The 10,531-nt window shown below is 69.4% G+C and carries 13 protein-coding genes; 8 read left to right on the top strand and 5 right to left on the bottom strand.

The annotated features are described in order from the left end of the window. Nucleotides 1-414 precede the first annotated feature (414 nt). Nucleotides 415-1,647, top strand: a complete 1,233-nt coding sequence (locus KBX63_RS11295) for an MFS transporter (RefSeq protein WP_247662066.1) — start codon at nucleotides 415-417, stop codon at nucleotides 1,645-1,647. 157 nt (nucleotides 1,648-1,804) lie between these two features. On the opposite strand, the gene KBX63_RS11290 is transcribed toward KBX63_RS11295, so the two are convergent. Further along, nucleotides 1,805-2,188 carry a hypothetical protein gene (locus KBX63_RS11290; RefSeq protein ID WP_210910932.1) on the bottom strand — a complete coding sequence of 128 codons (384 nt, stop codon included), beginning with the start codon at nucleotides 2,186-2,188 and terminating at the stop codon, nucleotides 1,805-1,807. A gap of 62 nt (nucleotides 2,189-2,250) precedes the next feature. Here KBX63_RS11290 and KBX63_RS11285 point away from each other — a divergent pair, with 62 nt between their 5' ends. Beyond that, entirely contained in the window at nucleotides 2,251-2,535 is a 285-nt protein-coding gene (locus KBX63_RS11285; RefSeq protein ID WP_210910931.1) for a hypothetical protein, read from the top strand. 43 nt (nucleotides 2,536-2,578) lie between these two features. On the opposite strand, the gene KBX63_RS35965 is transcribed toward KBX63_RS11285, so the two are convergent. Next, the gene (locus KBX63_RS35965; RefSeq protein WP_256443014.1) at nucleotides 2,579-2,704 is read right to left on the bottom strand and encodes a hypothetical protein; all 126 of its coding nucleotides are present in this window, start codon (nucleotides 2,702-2,704) and stop codon (nucleotides 2,579-2,581) included. Between the two features lie 208 nt (nucleotides 2,705-2,912). On the opposite strand from KBX63_RS35965, the gene KBX63_RS11275 reads away from it, so the two are divergent. Further along, nucleotides 2,913-3,674, top strand: coding sequence for a DUF4396 domain-containing protein (locus KBX63_RS11275; protein ID WP_210910930.1), 762 nt, complete (start codon nucleotides 2,913-2,915; stop codon nucleotides 3,672-3,674). A 249-nt stretch (nucleotides 3,675-3,923) separates the two neighbouring features. Here KBX63_RS11275 and KBX63_RS11270 read toward each other — a convergent pair whose 3' ends face one another. Beyond that, nucleotides 3,924-4,286 (bottom strand): hypothetical protein, encoded by a 363-nt coding sequence (locus tag KBX63_RS11270; RefSeq protein WP_247662065.1) that lies wholly within the window; start codon nucleotides 4,284-4,286, stop codon nucleotides 3,924-3,926. After that, a complete protein-coding gene (locus KBX63_RS35150; protein WP_247662064.1) occupies nucleotides 4,265-4,486 on the bottom strand; it encodes a hypothetical protein in 222 nt (73 codons plus the stop codon). The genes KBX63_RS11270 and KBX63_RS35150 overlap by 22 nt, the downstream gene beginning before the upstream one ends. A gap of 62 nt (nucleotides 4,487-4,548) precedes the next feature. Here KBX63_RS35150 and KBX63_RS11265 point away from each other — a divergent pair, with 62 nt between their 5' ends. The 3 genes from KBX63_RS11265 to KBX63_RS11255 all read left to right on the top strand — a co-directional run bounded on the left by KBX63_RS11265 (nucleotide 4,549) and on the right by KBX63_RS11255 (nucleotide 8,600). Next, complete coding sequence (locus KBX63_RS11265; RefSeq protein ID WP_210910929.1) at nucleotides 4,549-6,000, top strand: glucose-6-phosphate dehydrogenase; 1,452 nt, start codon at nucleotides 4,549-4,551, stop codon at nucleotides 5,998-6,000. A gap of 233 nt (nucleotides 6,001-6,233) precedes the next feature. Further along, the gene (locus tag KBX63_RS11260; RefSeq protein WP_210910928.1) at nucleotides 6,234-6,578 is read left to right on the top strand and encodes a hypothetical protein; all 345 of its coding nucleotides are present in this window, start codon (nucleotides 6,234-6,236) and stop codon (nucleotides 6,576-6,578) included. Nucleotides 6,579-7,364: 786 nt separating this feature from the next. Further along, on the top strand, nucleotides 7,365-8,600 hold the full coding sequence (locus KBX63_RS11255) for an MFS transporter (protein WP_210910927.1): 1,236 nt from the start codon (nucleotides 7,365-7,367) through the stop codon (nucleotides 8,598-8,600). Nucleotides 8,601-8,748: 148 nt separating this feature from the next. Here KBX63_RS11255 and KBX63_RS11250 read toward each other — a convergent pair whose 3' ends face one another. Continuing rightward, nucleotides 8,749-9,468: a DsbA family protein gene (locus KBX63_RS11250; protein ID WP_210910926.1), complete on the bottom strand. Its 720-nt coding sequence runs from the start codon at nucleotides 9,466-9,468 to the stop codon at nucleotides 8,749-8,751. Between the two features lie 117 nt (nucleotides 9,469-9,585). On the opposite strand from KBX63_RS11250, the gene KBX63_RS11245 reads away from it, so the two are divergent. Both KBX63_RS11245 and KBX63_RS11240 read left to right on the top strand, forming a co-directional pair. Continuing rightward, nucleotides 9,586-10,017 carry a helix-turn-helix domain-containing protein gene (locus tag KBX63_RS11245; RefSeq protein WP_210910925.1) on the top strand — a complete coding sequence of 144 codons (432 nt, stop codon included), beginning with the start codon at nucleotides 9,586-9,588 and terminating at the stop codon, nucleotides 10,015-10,017. Nucleotides 10,018-10,180: 163 nt separating this feature from the next. Then, nucleotides 10,181-10,522, top strand: a complete 342-nt coding sequence (locus KBX63_RS11240) for a helix-turn-helix transcriptional regulator (RefSeq protein WP_210910965.1) — start codon at nucleotides 10,181-10,183, stop codon at nucleotides 10,520-10,522. Nucleotides 10,523-10,531 lie beyond the last annotated feature (9 nt).

The raw sequence follows: 10,531 nt of genomic DNA, 5'->3' as shown, positions 1-10,531 counted from the left end.
CCGGCGTCGGCGCCTACCCTCCGCGCGTACCTGCGGAAGGCGACCACGACGAGGAGCTCACCGCGTTCGAGAACGACATGGCGTAGCCGCCCGACGTTCGGACCTGGTTCGAGTCGTCGAGCGGGTCCGGGATGGGCGGCTGCCGACGGACATCGGCGATGTCGCGACCCTCGACGACGCCGTCGCGGGCCTCAACCCGACCGAGCGGACCAAGGGAAAGACAATCATCCGCGTTCGTCCATAAAGACCCGAATGCGAGCAACCGGGCCCTCGTGGATCAGCGTCAGCTACCTGGTCAGGAACGAACGACTCGTAGGGAATACCTCAGCGGACTCGTCAAGTGTCTGGTGCGCACCCACCCGAAGCCTCCAGAAACTCCGGGGCGTTTCAGGACGAGGGGAAAGGCACGCATCGATGCAACACATGGCGCCGTTGATCAACCAGGCTCGCCAGGGCAGAACGCTCCGGCTGGCATTCTTATCCGCGGTGGTCTCCCTGGTGGCCTCGTTTGCCGCGTCGGCCGCGCCGATCCCCCTGTTCAACATCTACCGGGCCGAGGACGGGCTCACCAACGCCGGCATCTCGATGGCAGTTGTCACCAACGCCGTCGGCACAATCGCCGCACTGTTGGTGCTGGGGCGACTCTCCAATCATCTGGGCCGACGGCTCACCGCGATCGCCAGCCTCGGCCTGCTCCTGCTGGGTTGTCTGCTGCTGCTGAACGTGCACGACATCGGCACCCTGCTGGCCGGTCGGCTACTGATGGGCGTCGGTACCGGATTGGCCAGCAGCAGCCTCACCTCCTACATCGTCGACGCCGCACCCGCCAGGCCGGCATGGTTGGCCGCCGTCGCCTCCAGCCAGGGACCCATGCTCGGCCTCACCCTCGGTGCCATCGCCTCCGGCGGCCTGGTCCAGTTCGGCCCCTGGCCACGCGACCTCATCTACCTGGTTTGCGCCGGTCTCCTCGTATTATCTGCCGCACTCATCGTCATCAGCCCGGAAACCGCAAAGCCGACGCCGGGCGCTTGGCGGTCACTGCTACCCCGGGTCCGCGTACCGGCCCGGGTCAGGCATCTCCTCCCTGTCGCGGCAGCGGTGTTCCTGGCCACCTGGGCGACCGGGGCTTTCTACCAGGCCTTCGTGCCCGCGCTGGTCGAAGATCAGCTCCACACCCACAGCCCGCTCATTCTCGGACTGTTGTTCGCCGCCTACATCGCCCCCAGCGTTCTCGGCGCTCCCCTCGGCGGCCGGTTCACATCCGCGGCGGCCCAACGCATCGGCATGATCATCTTCCTGGTCGGATGGATCGGCATCATCACATCGATCGCCATCGGCACACTGGCGTTGTTCATCGCCGCAACCATCGTCGCCGGTGCCGGTCAAGGCATCGCCATCAGCGCCGCCACCCGCGGCCTGCTGCACGACAGCACCCTGGCCGACCGGGCGCCGATCTTCAGCGCGATCTACCTCCTCTGCTACAGCGGTGCCGCCTTCCCCAGCCTCATCTCCGGGGAACTCTCGAACACCTTCTCGCTACCGCAGATCGCCCTCGGATACGGCGGACTTGCCATCGTCGCCACCCTGTTTACTGTCCTCGCTGCACGCAATCCGTACGCCGACGCGACCAGGATTGGACAGTCCTGACAGCAGCGCCGTGTGGATGGCGTCACGTTGGCGGGTGATCCGTTTGGCCAGTTCGGTGAAGGCCGGGATGCGGCAAGCGTCGGGCTCACGAGATCCACGGGTTGAGCGTCTCGATCCCGTCAGTGCCGTCGGCGGCGAAGACGGTACGCAATCCTTCCTATCCCCTCAACCGGCGTTCGGCGCAGGACACGCCGACGCCCTGGAGTTCCCGCCGATCTCCGTCGGTGAAGGTTCCGATACGCGGTAGTAGCAGCATGCTGTTCTTGACCCGCCAGAGCAGGTGCGCCCCGGTCGTGGTGGCCCGTGCCCACAGCCGCCAGGAGGGAGAGTTACGGTCGCCGAGCAGCAGCATGCCCGGTCGTAACGCGGCCAGCAGCCGGCTGGCCAGGACCTGCTCGGATTGTGGCCCGAACACCGCGTCGATCACGGCATGGGTGCCGGTCTCGACCAACGTCATCAGCCTGACCTTGGGAAACGCACCGCCGCCTTTGCGGTTACGCGGGCGGATGAACGCCGCCGTGTTGGCTTCACTGTCGGGCACGTCCAGCATCGTGGCGTCCAGGGACACCAGCCGCAAATCGGCGTCCGGACCGTTCCGGCCGGGTGACCGAAAGCGGCCTGCTGGGCGCACTTGGCTGGCCGCCGGGCCACCGCGTCGACATCCACCCGCACGACGGGATGCTGGTGATCGCGCAGCATGTGGTGGGCAGCCGGGGGGAGCTGCCATGCCGGCCAACGCGGCAGATGTGCGCCATTCCGCCCGGGCAGCCGCTCCTGCTCGCCGCTCTGGTCGCCCACGACCTGCTGGTGATCCACCCGGCCGGTACCGTCGCACGGCTGCTGGCCGACCTGCATGCCCAGGTGATGGGAGACGGTCGTGTCGGCTGATCCCGCCCGCGTCGCCGCCGCGGGCAGGGTCCCGGCAAAGTCGTCAGGTGATGCCGAGTGGGGCCAGTGGTCGGTGGCTGTCGCGGGCGTGGTGGCGGTTTGCGTTGGCGGTGTTGGTGATGTCGGTCAGGCGTTGCGCGCCGATGGTGGCGTTGCGGAGGGCGACCATGACTCGGGTCCGGTGCCGGTGCGTAGCTGGGATCGGTCTTCGTCGCCGGTGACGTCGCGGATCCAGTGGGTCGTGTGCTCGATCGACCAGTAACCGCGCCACCACTCGACGAACCCTCGGCCTCCGCCAACTTCGCTGAGCCCGGATGTCTCACCGCCCGATGTGCTCTCATGTTTGAGACGGCATCTTGGGTCGCCTTCCTCACCTGGTGGCGGAATTCGTCACATCCGCCGCCACCGACACTGCATCGAGTGCCCCGGAGCGAACGGAGATGATTGTGCAACCGACGTGGCTCGTGATGCTTTCGTGGGCCGTGCTCTTTGTGGTGTTGGCCAGCACCGCCGTTGTCGTTGTTGATCAATTTGTTCTTGGATATCGTCAGCCGGTCAAGGTCATGGAGATAGTCTGGCCGGCAGCCGCCCTCTACCTTGGCCCAGCAGCCGTCCTGGCCTACAGAAAGTGGGGTAGACCCCAGTCTCCCCGGTGGCGGGACCGGCACCGCACCCCGCCCAGGCAGCCGCGACATGCTGTAATCGAAACCTTACATTGTTCGACGCACTGCACTCTGGGTGTCATCATTGCTACGCCCATCACCTACGGCATTGGCCTCGAAATATCCGGCAGCACACTGTGGCCCGAGGCCGTCGGCGACTACGTAGGCGCAGTGGCCGTAGGCGTTGCATTTCGCTACTCTACTGAGGCTCATACGGGTGGTCGAAGAGCGTGGACCGCAATGCGGAAATTTTTCAAAGCCGACCTGCTGACCGTGTCCGTCTTCGAGCTCGCCCTATTAGGTTGGCTGGCGGTAATGCATTTTCGTGTTTTCCACGAGACCCTGCTGCCTAGTAGTCCGGTGTTTTGGTTCATTATCCTGGTCGGGTTGATCATCGGCTTCTTCACCGCTTGGCCACCAAGCTTGTTGCTGATCCGCCGCGGCGTCAAAACGGAAGTGCTGGGCACGCCGCAGTAGGTGGTGATGCGCCGACGCCCTGGGGCGGAGGGGTGCACGTTGAACTTGGTGTCGCGCAGCACGGCGAACGCCAGCGCGACGGCGGGCCACCGGTGGGCGTACTCGCCCGGGTGCAGCTACTCGCCAGCGACGATCCACGCCTGGCGGTGCCGGCGCATGTCCTCCACCAGATGTACCGCGCCGATCCGGTTGAGGGCGGCCAGCACCCGGCGCAGCGGCCGGGACACCGGGACGGCGGGGGCCGGTCGATCAGCGACTCGCCGCCCGAACGGGCGACCAGGAACCGGAGCACGTCGGTGGCGGTGTCGACCAGCGCGGCCACGTGCGCCTCGACGGCGGCCGGGTCGACCGGGTCCGCGAGTAGCCACGCCAGAACCCTGCCTTCGTCTCCCGGACGGGCACGGCGGCGCGCAGCCACGACACGTCGGTGCGGTCCTCGGCGTCGAGACGCAGGTTCAGGTCGTCCACGTCCGCAGGCGACAGCGCGGTCAGCACGGCGGCGCGGGGCAGCCGCAGCGCTGTGTGCAGCACGGCCCGGTGCTCGGTGGCGTTGACGTGCGCGCCGGAGAACATCGCGGCGATCCGGTCGGTCAGCCCGACCCACTCGGCCAACGCTCGCCCCGGCGCAGGTCGGCGGCGAGCAGGTCACGCAGATGGACGCCGCGGATCTCATCGACATGCCTGCGCAGGGCCTGCCACTCGGCGGTGCTGGTGCTGGTGATGCCTGCCACCATGAAGATCGGCGAGCGAGCCGGCCGCCGGCACTCCTGGACGCTGATCTCGGCCTGACCGGAGCAGGCTTCGATGCGCAACGATCGGGGCGCGTCCCCTAAAGGGGCGCCAACCTGCCCGACCGGCAGGGCATGGTGGTTGCATGACGACATCGCCTCCGAGCGCCGCCGGTCCCGTGGCCGACCTTCCCGCCGCCGGGGACCGCGTCTCCCAGACGTTGCTGCTGCTGGGCGGCACCGGCGACCTGGCCGCGCGCCTGCTGCTGCCCGGGCTCGGCCGACTGGTGACCACCGGCGCCCATCCCGGCCTCACGCTGATCGGCAGCGGCACTGCGGACTGGGACGACGAGCGGTGGCGCCGCCGCGTGGCCGACGCCTTCGCGACGGTCGGCGCCGACGGTCCCCGGGCGACCGAGGTCGTCCGGACCAGTCGGTACGTCTCGGCCGACGTCACCCGCGAGGAGGACCTGCGGCGGCTGCTGGCCGACTGTCGCGGCCAGCTGGTGATCTTCTTCGCGCTGCCACCGATGATCACCGCCCGGGCCGCCGCCGCGCTCGCCCGCATCGGCCTGCCGCCCGGCACCCGGCTGATGTTGGAGAAGCCGTTCGGCACCGACGCCGTCTCGGCGCGGTCCCTCAACGGCATCCTGGCCCGGCTCGTGCCGGAGGACCAGGTGCACCGCATCGACCACTTCCTCGGCAAGTCCACGGTCGTGAACATCCTCGGGCTGCGCTTCGCTAACCGGATCTTCGAGCCGGTGCTCAACTCGGCGCACGTGGCCTGCGTGGACGTCGTCTTCGACGAGACCCTGGGCCTTGAGGGCCGCGCCGGCTACTACGACGGCGCTGGCGCGCTCGTCGACATGGTGCAGAGCCACCTGCTGCAGGTCCTCGCGTTGATCGCGATGGACGCCCCGCCCACACTGGATGCCCGGGACCTGCGCGGCCGCAAGGCACAGGTGCTGCGGGCCACGCGGGTATGGGACGGCGACCCGGTGCGATGGAGCAGGCGGGCCCGGTACACGGCCGGGGAGGCGGCCGGGCGGCGGCTGCCCGCGTACGCCGACGAGCCGGGCATCGACCCGAACCGGGGGACCGAGACGCTCGCCGAGGTGGTGCTGGCCGTGGACACCTGGCGCTGGGCGGGCGTGCCGTTCCGGCTGCGGTCCGGCAAGGCCCTGGCCGGCAGGCGCGAGGAAGCCGTCGTCGCCTTCAAACAGCCGCCCCGGGTACCCACCGGGCTGACCGGCTACGAGCAGCCGGATCGGCTGCGGATCGGCTTCGGGCCGGACCGGCTGAGCCTTGACGTCAACATCAACGGTCCGGGCAACCCGCTGGAGCTCGATCAGGTGAACCTGGCGGCCGACTTCGGGCCGGGGGAGCTGCCGCCGTACGGTGAGGTGCTGCGCGGGGCCTTCGAGGGCGACCCGGCGCTGTCGGTGCGGGGCGACACCGTCGAGGACTCCTGGCGCATCGTGGAGCCGGTGCTCAAGGTATGGCGGGCGGGAGCAGTGCCGTTGCAGGAGTACCCGGCGGGCAGTCACGGCCCGGGCGACTCCCTCCTGACCCCGGCGCCCGGCGAGCGTCGTCACTGAGGACGATCTGGGCCGCCGATCATTCGGACGCCTGGAGGCGCCCATTCACCTCGTCGAACGCTGCTTCAACCGGCTCAAGCATCCTCACCGGGCTCAAGCAGAACGATCCAACAGAATTCCAACATCCGTCACGCACGATCTGTCCCTGATCGGCGCCGCCGGTCACTCCAGACGGACAGGAGCGTCACATGCGAACGAGACCGCGAACCCTTCGAACGACCGCACGGCAACGGGTGGCCGCCGGCGTCGCGGCCGCCGTGCTGGGCCTGTCGGCGTCGCTGGCCACCGCGACCCCGGCGCAGGCAGCCCCAGACAACTGCCAGAACGGCCAGATTGTCGGCCTCTACGCCAACTGGCCGAACAACGCCATGTCCTGGTTGTCCGTGTGCGCCGGCACCTTCACCGTCAACAGGAGCGGCGACCTCTTCGAGTCGAACAACTGGTCCGGCTGGTTCCAGGTCGGAAGCCGGAAGACACTGTTCTGCGACAACCAGTCGCTGTGGGTCACCGGCACACCCGGCCAGAACGCCGTGGTCAGCAAGGTCTACATCAGCGTGACGCGCATGCCCGGCTGCTGAGGCCGCCACGGGGGACCGCGGTGGGGTGAGCCCGAAAAGGACCCCCACCGCGATGGCGAAGCCCTCGGGTTCGAGGTTGGTCACGCCGGTCCCCCACTGGAGACCCCCAGGCGAGCACCATGCTGCCTCCTGGGGTCCGACGAAGAGGTCTGCTAGCCGTCTTGGCAGTAGCGAGAGCTGACCACTTCGGACGTCACTGGGAGGTCAGCCGCTCCGGAGTGCGTATCGCTGCTGCTCAGTGGTATGGCCGCGACACTCTCGGTTGAGCTCTTCGGAAGGCGACCACTTCGCTGGTCCGCACCCGATCTGCTCCCAACGCGAGTCTCAGCCGGCCCCACCGACGCTGACCTGCTCACACTCCCCCACCAGTCGCTATTGACAGCGGTTGACGTCCGTTCGGAGTCGTTGAGCACTCGCTGTGAAACAGGACGACGACGCACCCTATCTGACCTGCGGAAACGAGAAGCCCTCGTCAGGGGCGGGCACCCGCGTCGGAGATCCCCCCGCGGGGATCTGCGTCCCAGATGACGGCACGGCCGCGCCGCCCGTGACGGCGACCGCGGGCGGTGCTCGGCGACGAGGAGCGCCGCTTCCGCGCTCTGCTGCGGCGGGGACGGCCGGTGATCGAGGCCGCCCCTCCCGGGGGCCACTCACCGATGCCGACGACCGCTGGTTGCAGGACACCCACCGCCTGCCCCGGGACCTGGTCGAGGGTCCGTTGAGGCCGGCGAGCGGAGCGGGGGTCGGGCCCCTCGATTACGGTGATCACGAAAAAGGGGGTGGGCCATGGCGCCGGAGGTGTCGCCGCGAAGGGCCAGGGCCGTGCTCGTCGCGCTCTCCCTCGCCGCGTTCGCGTTCATCACGACCGAACTGCTGCCCGTCGGTCTGCTGACCCACATCGCACCCGATCTCGATCGATCCCGCTCGCAGGTGGGCATGCTGGTCAGCGGGTACGCCATCGTGGTCGTGCTGGCGTCCCTGCCGCTGGCCCGGCTGACCCAGCGGATACCCCGGCGTCAACTGCTCGGGGGCACGATGCTCCTGTTCGCCGCCGCGAACGCCACCGCCGCGCTCGCGCCGACGTACGCCGTGCTGGCCGGCTCCCGCCTCGTGACCGCCCTCGCCCAGGCGCTGTTCTGGTCCATCGCCACGGCGACCGTGACCGGGCCCTTCCCGGTCGCGGTGCGCGGCCGGGTGGTAGCGCTGTTCGCGACCGGGGCGACGCTCGCCCCGGTGCTCGGCGTACCCCTCGGCACCTGGCTCGGGCAGCAGGCCGGTTGGCGCGTGGCGTTCGCGGTGCTGGCCGGGGTCGGTCTGGCGATCGCCGCCACGGTGCTCGTCCTCCTTCCCTCCTATCCCCCGGCCGCTGGCGGCGCCGCCCGGGGCACCGCACCGGACGGGCGGCGCTTCGCCCTGTTGCTGATCGCGACCGCCCTCGGCATCGGCGGCTTCATGACCCTGCAGACCTACGTCACACCGTTCCTGCTCGACGTCAGCGGCTTCGCCGACGCGCTGCTGGCGCCGCTGCTGTTCGCCGCCGGCGCCGCCGGCGTCGTCGGCACCCTGGCCGCAGCCCGGACCCTGGACACTCGGCCGATCGCTTCCCTGCTGACGCCGCTGGGCATCGGCACGGCCTCGCTGGTCGGCCTGTACGCGCTCGGCACGCTCCGGCCCGGCGCGGTCGCACTCCTCGCCGGGATCGGCCTCGCCTACGCGGCGTTCGGTTCCGCCGTGCAGAACCGGATGCTGCAACTGGCCCCAGGCAGCACCGACATCGCGTCGGCCGGCGTCAGCACCGCCTTCAACGCCGGCATTGCCGGCGGATCCCTGCTCGGCGGTGCCCTCCTGACCACCTCGGGGGCACGCCCGCTGGCTCTCGTCGGCGGGCTGCTGACGCTGGCCGCCCTCACGCTGCTCGCTGTAGACGCGCGGTGGGGCCGCGCCGCCGTGCCAGCGCGGACCACCGCCCCTTCCCCCACCAGCCCCGCGACTGCGCGGCAGGTCACACCCACCCGGCCGTGAGGCCATTGCACGATCGCCAGACCGCGTTCCGAGCTGGCTCGATCGCATCGCAGATGACGGCGTACACGACGGCACGGGCGCTCCTGCCGTAGTGACACGGTGAATCGGCCGCTCCGTGGCCCCGGGGCCGGGCGGGAGCGGGACGGCGTCAGATGGTGCGGTCGGGCACCGCGCAGCCGTCCGGGGCGCACACACCCTCGGCGTCGGTGACGACCGGCAGCGGCCGCAGGGTGGGGTGGCCTTCGGCCCACGCCTTGCTGATCACCCCCAGCAGGTCATCGGTGCCGATGGCCCCGGGGACGGCGAAGCGGCCGTCGAACACGAGAAACGGCGCGCCTCGGGCGCCGAAGCGCTCCGCCTCGCGCTGGTCGGCCGCCACGCGGGTCCGATAGCGGCGGCTCCGCAGTGCCTCGGCGGCCCCGGCGCGGTCCAGGCCCACCTCACCGGCGAAGTCGAGGACCTCCGCGGCCGTCCACAGCTTGCGAGCCTGCCCGAAGTGGGCGCGGAACATCGCCGTCCAGATCTCGTTGCCGCGGCCCTGGTCCGCGGCGTACGCGAGCAGTTCGTGGGCGAGGTCGGTCGGGCCGAGCGTGCGGTCGACCGCTCGGTAGGGCGTTAGGCCCTCCGCCTCAGCGGCTCGCTCGATCGGGCGCAGGACCCGGTCCACGGTCGTCGCGGGGGCCCCGGCCATCTCGATCAGCTGCACCTGGCTGACGCCCTCGCGGGGCAGGTCAGGGTGGAGCTGGAAGGACCGGTGGATCACCTGCACCTGGTCGCCGTGCTCGAACCGGTCCAGTGCCAGGTGCAACCGGTGGTCCATCAGTCCGCAGTACGGGCAGACGATGTCCGACCAGAACTCGATCTTCACAGCTTGCTCCTCTCAATTCTCACTTCCTGTTCGTAGCACCATGATGCATTAGAATCGGAGAGCCACAAAAGGCACATTCATGTGCGTAGCGACCAGGTGACGGACAGGGCGGCGGCGATGAGCGCAGACGATCTTCGACGGAGACGGACCAACGTCCGGGCGAACGTCCGGAACGCGCCGGGACCTTGCGCGCACTGGAAGAATGAGGACGCCGACTTCATCCGTGAGGTCCTGGACCTCGTCGGCGACAAATGGAGCGTGCTGATCATCGGCACCCTCGCCGACGGCCCCACCCGCTACTCACATCTGGCGGACGCGATCCCCGGCATCTCCCAGCGCATGCTCACCCTGACCCTGAAGCACCTGCAGCGCACCGGGCTCGTCAACCGGACCTCCTACCCGGAGGTCCCGCCCCGCGTCGAGTACGCCCTCACCGACCTCGGCACCTCACTGCTGTCCACCGTCCTGGCCCTGGCGGCCTGGTCCGCCGACCACCACGCCGAGATCCGCCGCCACCAGACCGCATACGACAACGGCACCGCACCTTGAAGGACCATGACCCGGTCGTCGACCCGGGCGCTGTCCGCATCAGGCGTACGAGGTCCCTGGCGACCGGTTCACGATCGCCATCGGGGGACTGTCCCGGTTCCACCGGCCTATCGATGGTGTTGGTGGAACGATGGGAGGCGTGGGAGCTGCGAAAACTACCGCTATGCCTGTTATCTCGCCACTTGCTGGCGAGCCGATCAAACGTGTCGATGCCGAGCGGTTGGCGGGAGTGCTGAAGGCATTCGCCGATCCGGCCCGGCTGCGACTGCTCAGTTTGATCCAGTCCGCTCCGGAGGGCGAGGCGTCCGTGAGTGACCTCACCGCGCCGCTTGGCCTCTCCCAGCCGACCGTGAGTCATCACCTCAGGATCCTCACCGAGGCCGGCCTGCTCGAGCGCGAGAAGCGCGGCGTCTGGGCGTACTACCGCCTGGTGCCGTCCGCGATCGCGGCGATCGCCGACCTGTTGACGCCGCCCCGCAAGCGGCCGACGAAGAAGGCCCGCTGAGCTGGAGAG

Source organism: Micromonospora sp. U21 (assembly GCF_018070045.1).
In the GTDB taxonomy this organism is placed as follows: domain Bacteria; phylum Actinomycetota; class Actinomycetes; order Mycobacteriales; family Micromonosporaceae; genus Micromonospora.
Note: the sequence above shows the minus strand (reverse complement) of the source record. Positions and strands in the feature narration are given on the sequence as shown.

Bases quoted from the DNA above. Each gene is read 5' to 3' on its own strand.
- KBX63_RS11245 (WP_210910925.1), top strand. From the start codon at position 9,586: ATGAGCGCAGACGATCTTCGACGGAGACGGACCAACGTCCGGGCGAAC.
- KBX63_RS11240 (WP_210910965.1), top strand. From the start codon at position 10,181: ATGCCTGTTATCTCGCCACTTGCTGGCGAGCCGATCAAACGTGTCGAT.
- KBX63_RS11295 (WP_247662066.1), top strand. From the start codon at position 415: ATGCAACACATGGCGCCGTTGATCAACCAGGCTCGCCAGGGCAGAACG.
- KBX63_RS35965 (WP_256443014.1), bottom strand. From the start codon at position 2,704: ATGGTCGCCCTCCGCAACGCCACCATCGGCGCGCAACGCCTGACCGAC.
- KBX63_RS11265 (WP_210910929.1), top strand. From the start codon at position 4,549: ATGACGACATCGCCTCCGAGCGCCGCCGGTCCCGTGGCCGACCTTCCC.
- KBX63_RS11255 (WP_210910927.1), top strand. From the start codon at position 7,365: ATGGCGCCGGAGGTGTCGCCGCGAAGGGCCAGGGCCGTGCTCGTCGCG.